Origin of the sequence: Xanthomonas sp. CFBP 8445 (assembly GCF_025666235.1) — a bacterium.
In the GTDB taxonomy this organism is placed as follows: Bacteria; Pseudomonadota; Gammaproteobacteria; order Xanthomonadales; family Xanthomonadaceae; genus Xanthomonas_A; species Xanthomonas_A indica.
Window position 1 is genome coordinate 1,993,285 of sequence record NZ_CP102594.1, and the last position, 15,262, is coordinate 2,008,546.

Here is a 15,262-nt window from a genome sequence, read left to right on the forward strand (position 1 = left end):
GCGGGTGTCGGCGGCGAGTGGAGGTGGGGCGGGGATTCGGGAGTGGGGAGTGGTAAAAGCGGTGGGGTTGCAGCACTTGCGGTGGGACTTCGCGGCGGTCGGACCTTCACCCCAACCCCTCTCCCGTGGGGAGAGGGGCTCGGAATGCGCGCGGGGCACAGGGCGTGCACCGTATGCTCACTCTTCGGCCTTTCCAATGCAGGCTGCGACTTCTAGGCTGTGCCCCATGTCTTCCTTGCGTTTCGACAATCGTTTCGTCGCCGAGCTGCCCGGCGATCCGGAAACCGGGCCACGGCGCCGCGAGGTGCTGGGAGCGCTGTGGTCGCCGGTCGAGCCGACGCCGGTGGCGGCGCCGCGGTTGCTGGCGTATTCGCCGGAGGTGGCGGCCTCGCTCGGGCTGTCCGAGCAGGAGGTGCGGTCGCCGCAGTTCGCCGCGGTGTTCGCCGGCAATGCGCGCTATCCGGGCATGCAGCCCTATGCGGCCAACTACGGTGGCCACCAGTTCGGGCACTGGGCCGGGCAGCTTGGCGACGGCCGTGCGATCTCGCTGGGCGAGGCCCTGGGCGTGGACGGGCGGCGCTGGGAGTTGCAGCTCAAGGGCGCCGGGCCCACGCCGTATTCGCGCGGCGCCGATGGCCGTGCAGTGCTGCGTTCCTCGATCCGCGAGTTCCTGTGCAGCGAGGCCATGCACCACCTGGGCGTGCCGACCACGCGCGCGCTGAGCCTGGTCGGCACCGGCGAGACAGTGGTGCGCGACATGTTCTACGACGGCCATCCGCGTGCCGAGCCGGGCGCGGTGGTGTGCCGGGTGGCGCCCTCGTTCGTGCGCTTCGGCAGTTTCGAACTGCCCGCCGCGCGCGGCGACATCGCGTTGCTGCGGCGCCTGGCCGACCTGGTGATCGCACGCGATTTCCCGGAGCTGCAAGGCGCCGGTGGCGCGCGCGATGCCGCCTGGTTCGCCGAGATCTGCGCGCGCACCGCGCGCATGGTCGCGCACTGGATGCGGGTCGGCTTCGTGCACGGGGTGATGAACACCGACAACATGTCGATCCTGGGGCTGACCATCGATTACGGCCCCTACGGCTGGATCGACGACTACGATCCGGAGTGGACCCCCAATACCACCGATGCGCAGGGGCGCCGCTACCGCTTCGGCACCCAGCCGCAGGTCGCGTACTGGAACCTGGGACGGCTGGCGCAGGCGCTGGCGCCGCTGTTCGACGACGTCGCGCCGCTGCACGACGGGCTGGAGCGGTTCCGCGCCGACTATGCGCAGGCCGAGCGCGACAACATCGCGGCCAAGCTCGGCCTGCAGGAGTGCGGCGACGCCGACCTGGCGCTGATGCGCGACCTGCTGGACCTGCTGCAGCAGGGCGAGGTCGACATGACCCTATGGTTCCGCGGACTGAGCGCGTTGCCGCTGCAGCCGTGGACGCCGACGCAGGCGCTGGCGGCGCTGGGCGAGGCGTTCTATGACCCCGCCAAGCGGGCGGCGCAGGCGCCGGCGTTCGAGGCCTGGCTGGCGCGCTATGCGCAGCGGCTGCAGCAGGATCCGTTGCCTGCCGCCGTGCGCGTGGAGAAGATGCGGGCAGCCAATCCGCGCTATGTGCTGCGCAACTACCTGGCGCAGCAGGCGATCGATCGGGCCGAACAGGGCGACACCGGCGGCATCGACGAACTGCTCGAGGTGATGCGGCATCCCTATGACGAGCAGCCAGGGCGCGAGGCCTTCGCGGCGAAGCGTCCGGACTGGGCGCGCACGCGGGCCGGTTGTTCGATGCTGTCGTGCAGTTCCTGAGCGGGACCGGCGCGTGCGCTCAGGGCGGCGTCGCGCCGCGGTAGCGCCAGGCGGCCAGGAAGGTCGCCACCACTTCCTCCGCCAGCGCCTGCTGGGTGGCCGCGTCCGGCGCCTGCCCATTGAGCATCGCGCCGGGGTACGCGTAGCCGAAGGTGGCGCCGATGAAGGCGGTGGCGGCGAGCAAGGGCGTGTCGACCTGCACGTCGCCACGTGCGTGCAGCGCCTGCAGCAAGGCGCCCAGGCGCTCGCGCAGGCGGCCGGCGCGGCGTTGGTGCAGCGACTGCAGCAAGTCCGGCATCTGCGCGCTGGCCTGCACCAGCAGGCGATGCAGGCGCAGGGCGTCGGGCGCGTAAAGGTGCGCCGGCACGGTCACCGCGATCTGCCGCAGGGTCGCGGGCAGATCCTGCGCGGTGGCACTGCCGATGTTCTCGAAGCGTGCCTGCAGTTGCTCGTTCAAGGCCTCGAATACCTGCATCAACAGCTCGGCCTTGCTGGAAAAATGGTTGTACAGGCTTTGCCGGGTCAACCCGGCCTGGCTGGCGATCTGTTCCAGCGACACCTCCAGCCCATGCTCCAGCAGCAGGGTGCGCGCCGCCGCCAGCAGGCGCGGTCGCGCCAGCGCCGGCCGGCCACGCGGCCGCACAGGCGTGACCGATGCCGACGACGCGGGCGTCGTGGCCGCTGACCGCCCCTCCTTGCCGCGAAGGGTTGTGCCTCCCTTCATGTTTGTTTTTTTGTCTTTGAGTAAATTAAATGATCCTCCTCGTCGTCCCCAGGATCAAGCGCATGCCCGCGCCTCTCGTCCAGCGCCGCTGCGCGTTGCCGTTGCTGCTGTCCGCCGTCGTGCTCGCGTTCGCCGGCTGCAAGGGCGGAGGCAAGGCCCCGACGCCGGCCGCGAAGACGGTGGAGGTGGTGACCCTGCAGCCGCAGCCCGTGCCGTTGAGCGTGGAGCTGGCCGGGCGCACCGTCGCGTCGGAAGAATCGGAGGTGCGGCCGCAGGTCAGCGGCATCCTGCGCCAGCGGCTGTTCGAAGAAGGCGCCACGGTGCGCGCCGGGCAGCCGCTGTTCCAGATCGAGCCCACCCTGTACCAGGCCGCGGCCAACCAGGCGCAGGCCAATCTGGCCACCGCCGAGGCCACGCTCGCCGCAGCCACGTTGCGTGCCGAGCGCTACCGCACCCTCGGCAAGTCCCAACTGGCCGCGCAGCAGGATGTGGACGATGCACAGGCCGCCTACAAGCAGGCGCTGGCCAGTCGCGACGCGCAACGCGCGGCGCTGGACACCGCCCGCACGCAGCTGCGCTTCGCCACGGTGCTGGCGCCGATCGGCGGGCGTATCGGCCGCGCGCGGGTGACGCCGGGCGCGCTGGTCACCGCCAACCAGAGCGACGCCATCGCCAAGATCCAGCAACTGGATCCGATGAACGTGGACATCACCCAGTCCGGCAACCAGTTCCTGGCGCTGCGCCGGGCGATCGCCGCCGGCGGCGTGCAGCCAGCCAGCACGCAGGTGCGGCTGACCCTGTCCGACGGCACCGAGTACCCGTTGCCGGGCACGCTGGAATTCGCCGACCTCGACGTGGAGGAGACCACCGGCGCGGTGACCCTGCGCGCGCGTTTCCCCAATCCCGATGCGCAACTGCTGCCGGGCATGTACGTGCGCGCGCTGGTCGGGCAGGGCGTGCGCCAGCAGGCGCTGCTGGTGCCGCAGGCCGCGGTGGACCGCACCCCCCGCGGCGAGGCGGTGGCCTGGGTGGTGGGCGCCGACAACGTGGTGCGCCAGCGCGAGTTCACCACGTTGCGCGCGGTCGGCGACCAATGGCTGGTCGGCACTGGCCTCAAGCCCGGCGAGCGGGTGGTGGTCGCGGGCCGGCAAGGCCTCAGCGACGGCGCCAAGGTGACGGTGAAGACCGCCGCCGCGGCCGCGCCTGCCACCAGCCAGGGCTGAGCCGGCATGCTGCCGCGCTTCTTCATCCACCGCCCGATCTTCGCCTGGGTCCTGGCGATCTGCATCATGGCCGCCGGCGCCATCGCCGTGTTGACCCTGCCGATCGAGCAGTACCCGGACATCGCGCCGCCCTCGGTCAACGTCACCGCCACCTACAACGGCGCCTCGGCGCAGACCGTGGAGGACAGCGTCACCCAGGTGATCGAACAGCAGATCAAGGGCATCGACCACCTGCTGTACTTCTCCTCGACCAGTTCCTCGTCCGGGCAGGCGCGGATCAGCATCACCTTCGACCAGGCGGCCAATCCCGACATCGCCCAGGTGCAGGTGCAGAACGCGGTCAACCAGGCGCTCAACCGCCTGCCGCAGGAAGTGCAGCAGCAGGGCGTGACCGTGGCCAAGTCGCAGGGCGACAGCCTGATGGCGGTGGCGATCTACGACCGCACCGACCGCATGGACAACGTCGACATCTCCGACTACCTGGTCAGCACCCTGCAGGACCCGATCAGCCGCATCAACGGCGTCGGCGAGATCAACGTGTTCGGCGCGCAGTACGCGATGCGGGTGTGGCTGGACCCGCACAAGCTCACTGCCTACCAGCTCATGCCGGGCGACGTGCGCAGCGCGATCCTGGCGCAGAACACCCAGGTCACTGCCGGCGAACTCGGCGCGTTGCCCACCGGTGCCGAGCAGGAACTCAACGCCACGGTCACCGCGCAGTCGCGGCTGCAGACCCCCGAGCAGTTCCGGCAGATCATCCTGGCCACGCGCGCGGACGGTTCCAGCGTGCGCCTGGGCGACGTGGCGCGGGTGGAGATCGGCGCAGAGAACTACCAGAACAACGCCACGCTCAACGGCCACCCGGCCTCCGGCTTCTCGGTGACGCTGTCGGCCGGCGCCAATGCGATCGCCACCTCCGACGCGATCCACGCCACCATCGAACGGCTCAAGCCGACCTTCCCGCCGGGCCTGGACGTGGCCTATCCGCGCGACAGCACGCCGTTCGTGCGGATCTCGATCGAGAACGTGGTGCACACCCTGGCCGAGGCGATCGTGCTGGTGGTGGTGGTGATGTTCCTGTTCCTGCAGAACGCCCGCGCCACGCTGATCCCGGCGATCACCGTGCCGGTGGTGCTGCTGGGCACCTTCGGCATCCTCGCCGCGGCCGGCTTCACCATCAACACGCTGACCCTGTTCGCGATGGTGCTGGCGATCGGCCTGCTGGTCGACGACGCCATCGTGGTGGTGGAGAACGTCGAGCGGATCATGCACGAGGAGCATCTGCCGCCGCGCGAGGCCACCGAGCGCTCGATGGGCGAGATCACCGGCGCGCTGGTCGGCATCACCGTGGTGCTGGGCGCGGTGTTCCTGCCGATGGCGTTCTTCGGCGGCTCCACCGGCATCATCTACCGGCAGTTCTCGATCACCATCGCCTCGGCCATGGCGCTGTCGGCGCTGGTCGCGCTGACCCTGACCCCGGCGCTGTGCGCGACCCTGCTCAAGCCGGTGGAGCAGGAGCGCAAGCTTGGCCGCTTCTTCCAATGGTTCAACCGCAGCGTCGAGCGCGGCCAGCAGGCCTACCAGCGCCGCCTCGGCACCGTGCTGCAGCGGCCGCGGCGCTGGCTGGCGCTGTATGCGCTGGTGGTGCTGGCGATGGTCGTGCTGTACATGCGCATGCCCACCGGCTTCCTGCTGGTGGAGGACCAGGGCCAGGTGCAGATCCAGTTCACCACGCCGGAAGGCACGCCGCTGGCCAAGACCCAGGCCCTGGGCAAGCGCATCAGCGACTACTTCATGACCCACGAGAAGGCGAACCTGACCGCGATCTTCATGGTGGTGGGCCGCAACAACGCCGGCACCGGGCAGAACGCCGGCCAAGCCTTCGTGGCGCTCAAGCCGTGGGGCGAGCGCAACCGCGACAACACCGCGCAGGCCATCATCGACCGCGCCAACGCGCATTTCCGCGGTGTCGGCGACGCCAAGATCAGCGTGCTGTCGCCGCCGGCGGTGCGCGGCCTGGGCCAGTCCAGCGGCTTCGAACTGTGGATCCGCGACAGCGATGGCGCCGGCCGCGCGGCGCTGCTGAAGGCGCAGCAGCAGGTGCTCAAGGCCGCCGGCGACGATCCGCAGCTGACCGCGGTGCGGCTCAACGGCCTGGGCGACAAGGCGCAGCTGCAGGTGGACATCGACCATGCGCAGGCCAGCGCGCTGGGGCTGGCGCAGAGCGACATCAACGCGACCCTGGCCACCGCCTGGGGCGGCAGCTACGTCAACGACTTCATCGACCGCGGCCGGGTCAAGCGCGTGTACGTGCAGGGCGATGCACCGTACCGCGCGCTGCCGGAGGACATCGCGCAGTGGTACGTGCGCGGCAGCGGCGGGCAGATGGCGCCGTTCGCCAGTTTCGCCAGCACCCACTGGACGCGCGGCCCGCAGCTGCAGCAGCGCTTCAACGGCCTGCCGGCGGCGCAGATCCAGGGCGGCGCGGCGGCCGGCAGCAGTTCCGGCGAGGCGATGCAGCGGATGCAGGCGCTGGTGGCCAAGCAGGAGGGCTTCGATCTGCAGTGGAGCGGGCTGTCCTACCAGGAGCAGTTGTCCAGCAACCAGACGCTGTGGCTGTACACCGCCTCGATCCTGTTCATTTTCCTGTGCCTGGCGGCGTTGTACGAGAGCTGGTCGATCCCGGTGGCGGTGCTGCTGGTGATCCCGCTGGGTGTGGTCGGCACGGTGCTGGCGACCACGCTGGCCGGCTTCGTCAACGACATCTATTTCCAGGTCGGCCTGTTGACCACGATCGGCCTGTCGGCGAAGAACGCGATCCTGATCGTCGAGTTCGCCGAAGCGCGGCAGCGCGCCGGCATGCCGTTGCTGGAGGCGACGCTGGAAGGCGCGCGGCTGCGCCTGCGGCCGATCGTGATGACCTCGCTGGCGTTCGTGGCCGGCGTGCTGCCGCTGGCGCTGTCCACCGGCGCCGGTGCCTCCAGCCGCCGCGAGATCGGCGTCTGCGTGATCGGCGGCATGGTCACCGGCACCGTGCTGGCGGTGCTGCTGGTGCCGCTGTTCTTCGTGCTGGTGCGGCGTGCGCTGCGGCGCAGCCCGGCGGATGCGGCAAGGCCGGCGCACAGCGGGTAGGATGGCACGCCCTCACTGGATCGTCCCGGCTCGCCGGGACGCGCGACCATGACCGATACCGTTGCCGAACCACTGTCCTGGGCCACCCGAATCCGCGATGTGCCGGACTTTCCCAAGCCCGGCATCCTGTTCAAGGACATCACCCCGCTGCTCGCCGACGGGCCGGATTTCGCCTCCGCCCTGGATGCGCTGGCCCAGCCCTGGCGCGGCACCCCGCTGGACGCGGTGCTGGGCATCGAGGCGCGCGGCTTCATTCTCGGCGCGCCGCTGGCGCACGAACTGCGCACCGGGTTCGTGCCGGTGCGCAAGCCCGGCAAGCTGCCGGCGCAGACCCTGGCCCAGGACTATGGCCTGGAGTACGGCCGCGATCGCATCGAGATCCATGCCGATGCACTGCAGCCGGGCATGCGCGTGCTGCTGGTCGACGACGTCCTCGCCACCGGCGGCACCTTGCTGGCGGCGCTGGCGCTGGCGCAGCGGATGGGCGCCGAAGTAGTCGCGGCGACGGTGCTGGTGGAACTGGCCGGGCTCGGCGCGCGGGCGCGCTGGCCCGCGGACATTCCGCTCACCGCGCCGCTGCGCTACTGACGCCGACGCTGGCGCGGCGCTGGGCGAGGCCGTGATCGGTCGCGCCCGCGCCGGCAGCCGGCTCAATATGGGTAGATCACATCCTCCAGCGCCGGGTCGGCATGCGCGGCGGCATGGCTCAGCTGGCCATCGAACGGACCGACCTTGCAGATCCGCCCGTCGTCGGCGAACACCAGCTGCAGACCGTGTTCCTGTTCCCAGTCGCAATTGCATTCCAGGCTGATGCGTAGGCGGCCGTCGCGGTGGCGGTCGACATACGCCTCGTTGCCGAACTGCACGTGCGCCCACACCTCGGCGGGGCCGGAGATCTCCGGCGACGGCCATCCGTACTTGGCGCACAACGCCTGCGTGTGCCGGTAGTAGGCGAACACGTGCGGCGCCGCCGCGGCGAACACCGCGGCGTCGAGCTGCAGGAACGTCTCGATGGCCGAAGCTGCGTCCGCTGGCACCTCGCCAGCGTCGCAATCCTCCAGCACGAAACAGCAGGTGTCGTGCATCCACGGCACCGGCACCGCCTCGCTCCAGAGGTTGCCGTCCTCGTCCGGGCGCAGCGACGCCAGGATCTGCGCCGTCGTGCTCACAGCTTGGCGACGCGGAACCGGCGGCCCTTGATCTTGCCGGCCTGCAGCTGCGCCAGCGCCTTGCCGGCGTGGGCGCGGGCGATGGCGACGTAGGAGCGGGTGGGGTAGATGGCGATCTTGCCGATCGCCGCGCCGGACAGCCCGGCATCGCCGGTCAGCGCGCCGAGGATGTCGCCGGGGCGCAGCTTGTCGGTCTTGCCGCCGTCGATACGCAGGGTGACCATCGCCGCCTGCGGCAACTGCGCCGGCCGTGCGGTGGCCAGCGGCGCGCGCGACCAGCGCAGCGGCTGGCCCTGTTCGGTCTCCAGCGCCTGCGCACGCGCGGTCTCGCGCGGCGCCACCAGGCTCAGGGCCAGGCCGTGCTTGCCGGCACGCGCGGTGCGGCCGATGCGGTGGCGGTAGGTCTCGCTATCGGTCGGCAGTTCGTAGTTGATCACCGCCGCCAGGTCTTCCACGTCCAGCCCGCGCGCGGCCACGTCGCTGGCGACCAGCACGTTGCAGCTGCGGTTGACGAAGCGCACCAGCACCTCGTCGCGGTCGCGCTGCTCCATGTCGCCATGCAGCGCCAGCGCGGAGAAACCGAACTGCTGCAGCGAGCCGGCGACCTCGTCGACCTCCTTGCGGGTATTGCAGAACACCACGCTGGACTCGGGCGTGAAGCGCAGCAGCAGGCCGGCGACCGCCTTTTGCCGGTAGGTGGGATCGACCTCGAAGAACTGCTGGTCGATCTCTGGCGCGCTGTCGGCGCCCTCGACGGTGATCTCCGCCGGTTCCTTGAGCAGGTCGCGCGCCAGCGCACGAATCGCCTCGGGGAAGGTGGCCGAGAACAGCAGGCTCTGCCGGTGCTTGTCGCAGCGGCTGGCGATCTCGCGGATCGGCTCCTCGAAGCCCATGTCGAGCATGCGGTCGGCCTCGTCCAGTACCAGCGTGCGCACCCCGCCAAGATGCAGTGCCCGCTTGCGCGCCAGCTCCTGGATGCGGCCGGGCGTGCCGACCACCACCTGCGGGTCGTGTGCCTCCAGCGAGGCCAGCTGCGGCGCCAGCGGCATGCCGCCGGTCAGCACCACCAGTTTCATGTTGGGAATGCCGGTGGCGAGCTTGCGCAACTGCTTGCCGACCTGATCGGCCAGTTCGCGGGTCGGGCACAGCACCAGCGCCTGCGCGCGGCTCAGCGCCGGATCCAGCTTGTGCAGCAGGCCCAGGCCGAACGCGGCGGTCTTGCCGCTGCCGGTGGGCGCCTGCACGATCGCATCGCGTCCGGCCAGGATCGGCGGCAGGCTCTGCGCCTGCACCGGGGTCATGCTGGTGTAGCCGAGCGCATCGATGCCGGGCGCGAGCGCCGGGGAGAGGGAGAGGGTGGCGAAATCGGTCATGCGGCATTTTAGCCGGTGAGAGGCCGGGATTCGGGAGTGGGGATTCGGGATTGGGTGGTCCGGCGCGTGCTGGGCGTCGCGCGGTGCTCAGTCGCTGGTCGTAGGAGCGGCTTTAGCCGCGACAGGCGCCCGGCCGAGCCTGTCGTGCTTGTGGCGAGAGGCGCGTTCCACGAGGCGTCGACCGGCGTGTTGCAGGCATCCTCGCCGAACCGCGCCCCGATCCGCTCCAGCGCGATGCGCTGGGCGGCGCCGGTGGCTGACGGGCAGGACGGCACGCGTTCGGCTTCGGCGACGGGCGCATCCACGTACAATGCTGCGATGCCTCTTATCACTCTGCAGAACCTCGACTACAGCGTCGGCGGCCCCTTGTTGCTGGAAAAGACCGACCTGACGATCGAGCCGGGCGAACGGATCGCCCTGATCGGCCGCAACGGCGCTGGCAAATCCACGTTGATGAAACTGATCGCCGGCGAGCTCAAGCCCGACGACGGCGAGGTCCGGGTCCAGCAGGGCGTGCGCATCGCGCGGCTGGAACAGGAGGTGCCGCACGGCGCTGCCGGCAGTGTGTTCGACGTGGTCGCCGACGGCCTCGGCGCGCTTGGCCATTGGCTGGCCGAGTTCCACCGGCTCAGCCATGCGGCCGAGTTCGACGGCGATGCGCTGGGCGCGGTGCAGTCGAAGATCGATGCGGCCGACGGCTGGGCCCTGGATCAGCGGGTCAACGAGACCCTGACCCGCCTGGAGCTGGACGGCGATGCCGAGTTCGCGCGGCTGTCCGGCGGCATGAAGCGCCGCGTGCTGCTGGCGCGGGCGCTGGTGTCGTCGCCGGACCTGCTGTTGCTGGACGAACCGACCAACCACCTGGACATCGAGGCCATCGACTGGCTGGAAGGCTTCCTCAAGGGCTGGAACGGCAGTGTGGTGTTCGTCACCCACGACCGGCGCTTCCTGCGTGCCCTGGCCACGCGCATCGTCGAGATCGACCGTGGCCAGGTCAGCAGCTGGCCGGGCGACTGGGCCAACTACGAGCGCCGCCGCGAGGAGCGGCTCAATGCGCAGGCGCAGGAAAACGCGCGCTTCGACAAGCTGCTGGCGCAGGAAGAAGTGTGGATCCGCCAGGGCATCAAGGCGCGGCGTACCCGCGACGAGGGCCGGGTGCGGCGATTGGAAGCGATGCGCCGCGAGCGCACCCAGCGCCGCGAACTCGGCGGCAACGTGCGCATGGAGGCGGCGCAAGGCGAATCCTCCGGCAAGAAGGTGATCGAGGCCAAGGACCTGGGTTTCGCCTTCGGCGCGCGCAGCATGGTGCGCGATTTTTCCACCACCATCCTGCGCGGCGACCGCATCGGCCTGATCGGCCCCAACGGCAGCGGCAAGACCACGCTGCTGAAGCTGCTGCTGGGCGAACTGACCCCGGATCAGGGCGAAGTGCGCGCCGGCACCAACCTGCAGGTGGCGTATTTCGACCAGTACCGCGCCACCCTGCGCGAGGACTGGAGCGCGATCGAGAACGTGGCCGAGGGCCGCGACTTCATCGAGGTCAACGGCAAGCGCAAGCACGTGCATGCCTACCTGCAGGATTTCCTGTTCACCCCGGAACGCGCGCGCGCGCCGATCACCCGCCTGTCCGGCGGCGAGCGCAACCGCCTGCTGCTGGCGCGGCTGTTCGCGCAGCCGTCCAACCTGTTGGTGATGGACGAACCGACCAACGACCTGGACGTGGAAACCCTAGAGCTGCTGGAAGAACTGCTCGGCGACTACAGCGGCACCTTGTTGCTGGTCAGCCACGACCGCGACTTCATCGACAACGTGGTGACCTCGACCATGGTCATGGAAGGCGACGGCCGCATCGGCGAATACGTCGGCGGCTACAGCGACTGGGTGCGCCAGCGCCCGGCGGCGCCGGCCAGCGCGATGGCGGTGGCCAAGGCTTCGGCCACCGCCGCGGCGACCACGCCGGTGGCGGCGGCTGCGGCGCCCGCGTCCGCACCGGCCAAGCGCAAGCTCAGCTACAAGGACGCGCGCGAACTGGAGCAGTTGCCGGCGCGGATCGAAACGCTGGAACAGCAGGTCGCGGCGCTGACCGAGGCGATGACCGACCCGGCGTTCTATCAGCGCGACGCGGCGGCGGTGAACGCGCACACGCAGGCGCTGAGCCAGGCGCAGGCGGACCTGGATGCGGCGTATGCGCGGTGGAGCGAACTGGACGGCTGAAAGGCCGGGACCCGGGGCCCGGAACGGCAGCCGCCACTGCTAGGCGGCTCCGGCTGGAGCGCCGCGTGTGCGCTCGTCGTAGGAGCGGCTTCAGCCGCGACGGGCGTTCCCGGTGAATGCAGTCGCGGCTGACGCCGCTCTTACACGATGTGCGCGCAGGCTCGCGTCCACGGATGTGCCTGTGCCACCAATAGTGAGCAATGGCGTCAGTTCGCACGCCGGTCGCGATGGCGGTCGCTCCGACGGCCGGTCGCGGCTGAAGCCGCTCCTACGCATTGCGCTCAGTCGGACTCCGCAGGCGCTTCCGGTTCCTCGCTGCCACCCACGAACGCGACGAAGCTGACGCCGTCCTGCGCCCACTCGCGGGCGACGTCGTCGAGGATCTCCAGCAGCACGTCGAATGCCGGCTGCGCCACGGTCTGCAACTGTCCGGCGTCCTCCAGCAGCAGCGCATAGCCGCGCGGCGAGGGCAGCCAGGACAGGTCGCGCAGGCCATCGGTGAGCGCGTCCCAGTTGCGGCCGAAGCCGGGCGGAAAGTCCAGTTGCGCGGCCAGCCGCATCAGCAGCATGGCCTTGCCGGTGCAGCCGTGCAGGTCGATCCGGCACAGCCGCAGGCCGGCGTCGCGGGCCAGCGCGGCGACGCTGTCCAGGTCGCGGTTGGCCACGCGGTAGACGCCGGAAGCGGCGGGCTCGGCCAAATTCAGTGCGAACGGGAAGCCGCTCACGGCGCCGGCCTCGCACCGCCCACCTGGAAGCTGCGGAAACTGGCGTAGTGATCGTCGCTGTAGTACCAGACCTGCGGCGGCGCGCCGCCGGTGACGATGCGGCGCGCGCCGCGATGCGACAGGCCTGGGGTATCGACGGTGTATTCACGGTAGTAGCCGCGCGGTTGCGCCGGCAGCCGGTTCTCGCGGTTGCCGAACACGCTGCCATCCTGGCGATGCGGGAACGGCCCGCCGCGCAGGATCAGCGCCACCGTGGCGCGTGCCTCGGGCGGCAGGAACGCCGGCAGGTCGGGCGATGCCGCGTCGGCTGCGGGCGCGGATCTGCCGGGCGCGGTGTAGGGCGCCTGTGCGGCCGCGTCGAGCGAGGGCGCGAACTGCTGGTGCGGCGGATGCTGCAGCCCGCGGATGCCCCACAGCCCGCCCACCAGCAACACGATGGCGGCGATCAACAGCACGGGCTTGCGCATGGACTCTCCTGCAGGAACGGCAGCGGCGCGCGGCATGGCGCCATCGCGCACAGTATGGGCCGGCCTGCCTGTTCCGGCTCTAAACGCCGCCGGTCATGCCGGTGACGCAGGCGATTCACATCCGACTAACCGGGGCGTGGGGCATGGTAGGCGCCGATTCGCAAGGCCGGCCGGCACCGCCACCGCGGGATGGGACGATGTTTCCCCGGCCGCGCCCTTGGTAAGGCCGCCGACCGTCCCTACCATTGCTCACGCAACGCTCGTCCTTTCGACGGCGAAAGTCCAGGAGAACCGCATGGCCTACACCCTCCCCAAGTTGCCCTACGCCTACGACGCGCTGGAACCGCACATCGATGCACAGACGATGGAGATCCATCACACCAAGCATCACCAGACCTACATCAACAACGTCAACGCCGCGCTGGAAGGCACCGAGTACGCCGATCTGCCGATCGAGGCGCTGGTGTCCAAGCTGAAGTCGCTGCCGGAGAACCTGCAGGGTCCGGTGCGCAACAACGGCGGCGGCCATGCCAACCACTCGCTGTTCTGGACGGTGATGGCGCCCAACGCCGGCGGCGCCCCCAGCGGCGACGTCGCCAAGGCCATCGACAGCGAACTGGGCGGCTTCGACAAGTTCAAGGACGCCTTCACCAAGGCCGCGCTGACGCGCTTCGGCAGCGGCTGGGCCTGGCTCAGCGTCACCCCCGACAAGAAGCTGGTGGTCGAGAGCACCGCCAACCAGGACAGCCCGCTGTTCGAGGGCAACACGCCGATCCTGGGCCTGGACGTGTGGGAACACGCCTACTACCTGAAGTACCAGAACCGCCGTCCGGACTACATCGGTGCGTTCTTCAACGTGGTCGACTGGAAGGAAGTGGAGCGCCGCTACCACGCCGCGATCGGCTGATCGCGCGCCAGCATCGCGAAATGAAAAAGGCCGGGTTCGCCCGGCCTTTTTTGTGTGGATACCAGACAGATGCGCTGGAGGTGCGGACGGGGTGTGGCTGCGAGGCAAAGAAAGGCAGCTTGGTACGTCGCCTTCGCGCGCGTGCGCAGGCTGCTTCGCAGCGATGGCGGTCTGCGCCGCATCGGTGACCGCTTGTGTTGCTGCGTCGCCAGGGCACCGCTAAAACCTGGGTGTACATGCGTAGGAGCGGCTTCAGGGCAGCGCAAACAACGACAAAGGGCCACTTGTAGGAGCGGCTTCAGCCGCGACGGGCGTTACCGGGAATGCCCGTCGCGGCTGAAGCCGCTCCTACAACAGATGCAGCGATGCGTGACGAACGCATGGCATCAGTGGTGCCCGATCGCTCCGGGCCGATGCCATGTCGATGCCGGTCCATCCCATCCGCCGCATCGCACGGCCGTGATCGCGCGGCGCAGGAACGCGCCCAGCTTGCCGTCCGCTACGGCGCCGGTTGCAGCGATGTCGGTATCTGGTCGAGCGGCTGCAGCACCATCAGCAAGCCGCGCGTGCCGGCTGGGGGCAGCTCCGGCGCCGGCGCGAACAGGCGTGCGCCGTGCACGGGACGGAAGTGGCCGCGTTCGAAGAACACATGGTCCGCGGCCGCCGCCGTGCCGGGTGCACGCGCACGCACGTCGATCCGGTTGCGCGCCGCCTCGCCGCGCACGCTGGCGTCCTCGAAGCGGGCCGCCAGCGGCGCCAGGGCGGGCGCGCGCGCGGCGGCAAAGAAGCCGCCGGCCAGCACCGACGGCACGTCCTCGGCGGTGGCATCGATCCATGCCATCAGATCCTCGGCCTGTTCGCGACGGCTGGCGCCACCGTCGCGCGCGGCGTGCAGGCGGGTGAAGTACAGGTTCACCGGCTGCCCATGCAGATCCACCCGCACCAGGCCGGCCACGCTGTAGTCCTCCAGCGGATGCAGCAGGGTTTCGGCTTCCTCCAGCACCGGCAGGCGGGTCAGCAGCGCATTGCCGCGGCGTTGCGGCCGGCTCGGCGGATCGGGGCTGATGAAATGGCAGTGGTAGCCCAAGCGCGCGGCCAGCCATTGCGCCTGGTTCGGCAGCTCCGGCGTCTGCAGCACCTCCTGCAGCGCGACGGCGTCGGGATGCAGGCGCTGCAGGGCCTCGACGATCCGCTCGCGGCGCGCGCTCCAGTCGTCGCCGTCCTGCGCCTGGCGTGGATCGCCGGCGAGGGTGAGGGTGACCACGGTGAGGGGAGGGCCCGGCGTTGCGGAGACCGCGGGCGCCGCATCCGCCGCCACGTGCGCCTGTGCCAATGCGGCCACGGCCAGCAACAGCCAGCCGGTGCGATGCCATCGGAAGACGCGGGGAGTCATGCGGGCGATGCTACGGCGCAGGGTCTCAGGGTTGCGTATACAGCCAGCGGTGCTGCGGCAGCCGCCACACAATCGCTGCGGCGCAGGTGGCACTCGCGCATATCGCCCCGCCTCCGGCGCGCAGGCGCGGAGGCGGG

At 70.3% G+C, this 15,262-nt stretch carries 12 protein-coding genes; 6 read left to right on the forward strand and 6 right to left on the reverse strand.

Annotated elements, in window-relative coordinates; genetic code table 11:
- Positions 1–226 precede the first annotated feature (226 nt).
- Positions 227–1,798 carry a protein adenylyltransferase SelO gene (locus tag NUG21_RS08420; RefSeq protein ID WP_263392797.1) on the forward strand — a complete coding sequence of 524 codons (1,572 nt, stop codon included), beginning with the start codon at positions 227–229 and terminating at the stop codon, positions 1,796–1,798.
- A gap of 19 nt (positions 1,799–1,817) precedes the next feature.
- Here the strand turns inward: NUG21_RS08420 and NUG21_RS08425 are convergent, their stop codons facing one another.
- Positions 1,818–2,441: a TetR/AcrR family transcriptional regulator gene (locus tag NUG21_RS08425; RefSeq protein ID WP_263392798.1), complete on the reverse strand. Its 624-nt coding sequence runs from the start codon at positions 2,439–2,441 to the stop codon at positions 1,818–1,820.
- A gap of 143 nt (positions 2,442–2,584) precedes the next feature.
- Between NUG21_RS08425 and NUG21_RS08430 the strand changes: the two genes are divergently transcribed.
- The 3 genes from NUG21_RS08430 to NUG21_RS08440 are packed head-to-tail and all read left to right on the forward strand — an operon-like array spanning position 2,585 to position 7,465.
- Positions 2,585–3,745, forward strand: coding sequence for an efflux RND transporter periplasmic adaptor subunit (locus tag NUG21_RS08430; RefSeq protein ID WP_263392799.1), 1,161 nt, complete (start codon positions 2,585–2,587; stop codon positions 3,743–3,745).
- Positions 3,746–3,751: 6 nt separating this feature from the next.
- A complete protein-coding gene (locus NUG21_RS08435) occupies positions 3,752–6,877 on the forward strand; it encodes an efflux RND transporter permease subunit (protein ID WP_263392800.1) in 3,126 nt (1,041 codons plus the stop codon).
- A 48-nt stretch (positions 6,878–6,925) separates the two neighbouring features.
- Entirely contained in the window at positions 6,926–7,465 is a 540-nt protein-coding gene (locus tag NUG21_RS08440) for an adenine phosphoribosyltransferase (protein ID WP_242084604.1), read from the forward strand.
- 62 nt (positions 7,466–7,527) lie between these two features.
- Here NUG21_RS08440 and NUG21_RS08445 read toward each other — a convergent pair whose 3' ends face one another.
- On the reverse strand, positions 7,528–8,046 hold the full coding sequence (locus NUG21_RS08445) for a DUF6985 domain-containing protein (RefSeq protein ID WP_263392801.1): 519 nt from the start codon (positions 8,044–8,046) through the stop codon (positions 7,528–7,530).
- Positions 8,043–9,419 (reverse strand): ATP-dependent RNA helicase DbpA, encoded by a 1,377-nt coding sequence (gene dbpA / locus NUG21_RS08450; protein WP_242084608.1) that lies wholly within the window; start codon positions 9,417–9,419, stop codon positions 8,043–8,045. The genes NUG21_RS08445 and dbpA overlap by 4 nt, the downstream gene beginning before the upstream one ends.
- A gap of 318 nt (positions 9,420–9,737) precedes the next feature.
- On the opposite strand from dbpA, the gene NUG21_RS08455 reads away from it, so the two are divergent.
- Positions 9,738–11,633, forward strand: coding sequence for an ATP-binding cassette domain-containing protein (locus tag NUG21_RS08455; RefSeq protein WP_160945987.1), 1,896 nt, complete (start codon positions 9,738–9,740; stop codon positions 11,631–11,633).
- A gap of 281 nt (positions 11,634–11,914) precedes the next feature.
- On the opposite strand, the gene NUG21_RS08460 is transcribed toward NUG21_RS08455, so the two are convergent.
- A complete protein-coding gene (locus tag NUG21_RS08460) occupies positions 11,915–12,358 on the reverse strand; it encodes a barstar family protein (RefSeq protein WP_242084613.1) in 444 nt (147 codons plus the stop codon).
- Positions 12,355–12,825 carry a guanyl-specific ribonuclease gene (locus NUG21_RS08465; RefSeq protein WP_263392802.1) on the reverse strand — a complete coding sequence of 157 codons (471 nt, stop codon included), beginning with the start codon at positions 12,823–12,825 and terminating at the stop codon, positions 12,355–12,357. The genes NUG21_RS08460 and NUG21_RS08465 overlap by 4 nt, the downstream gene beginning before the upstream one ends.
- 295 nt (positions 12,826–13,120) lie before the next feature.
- Between NUG21_RS08465 and NUG21_RS08470 the strand changes: the two genes are divergently transcribed.
- Positions 13,121–13,732: a superoxide dismutase gene (locus tag NUG21_RS08470; protein WP_160945990.1), complete on the forward strand. Its 612-nt coding sequence runs from the start codon at positions 13,121–13,123 to the stop codon at positions 13,730–13,732.
- Positions 13,733–14,231: 499 nt separating this feature from the next.
- Here NUG21_RS08470 and NUG21_RS08475 read toward each other — a convergent pair whose 3' ends face one another.
- Positions 14,232–15,125, reverse strand: coding sequence for an endonuclease/exonuclease/phosphatase family protein (locus NUG21_RS08475; RefSeq protein WP_263392803.1), 894 nt, complete (start codon positions 15,123–15,125; stop codon positions 14,232–14,234).
- Between the last annotated feature and the right edge of the window lie 137 nt (positions 15,126–15,262).

Bases quoted from the DNA above. Each gene is read 5' to 3' on its own strand.
- NUG21_RS08420 (WP_263392797.1), top strand. From the start codon at position 227: ATGTCTTCCTTGCGTTTCGACAATCGTTTCGTCGCCGAGCTGCCCGGC.
- NUG21_RS08430 (WP_263392799.1), top strand. From the start codon at position 2,585: ATGCCCGCGCCTCTCGTCCAGCGCCGCTGCGCGTTGCCGTTGCTGCTG.
- NUG21_RS08435 (WP_263392800.1), top strand. From the start codon at position 3,752: ATGCTGCCGCGCTTCTTCATCCACCGCCCGATCTTCGCCTGGGTCCTG.
- NUG21_RS08440 (WP_242084604.1), top strand. From the start codon at position 6,926: ATGACCGATACCGTTGCCGAACCACTGTCCTGGGCCACCCGAATCCGC.
- dbpA (WP_242084608.1), bottom strand. From the start codon at position 9,419: ATGACCGATTTCGCCACCCTCTCCCTCTCCCCGGCGCTCGCGCCCGGC.
- NUG21_RS08455 (WP_160945987.1), top strand. From the start codon at position 9,738: ATGCCTCTTATCACTCTGCAGAACCTCGACTACAGCGTCGGCGGCCCC.
- NUG21_RS08465 (WP_263392802.1), bottom strand. From the start codon at position 12,825: ATGCGCAAGCCCGTGCTGTTGATCGCCGCCATCGTGTTGCTGGTGGGC.
- NUG21_RS08470 (WP_160945990.1), top strand. From the start codon at position 13,121: ATGGCCTACACCCTCCCCAAGTTGCCCTACGCCTACGACGCGCTGGAA.
- NUG21_RS08475 (WP_263392803.1), bottom strand. From the start codon at position 15,125: ATGACTCCCCGCGTCTTCCGATGGCATCGCACCGGCTGGCTGTTGCTG.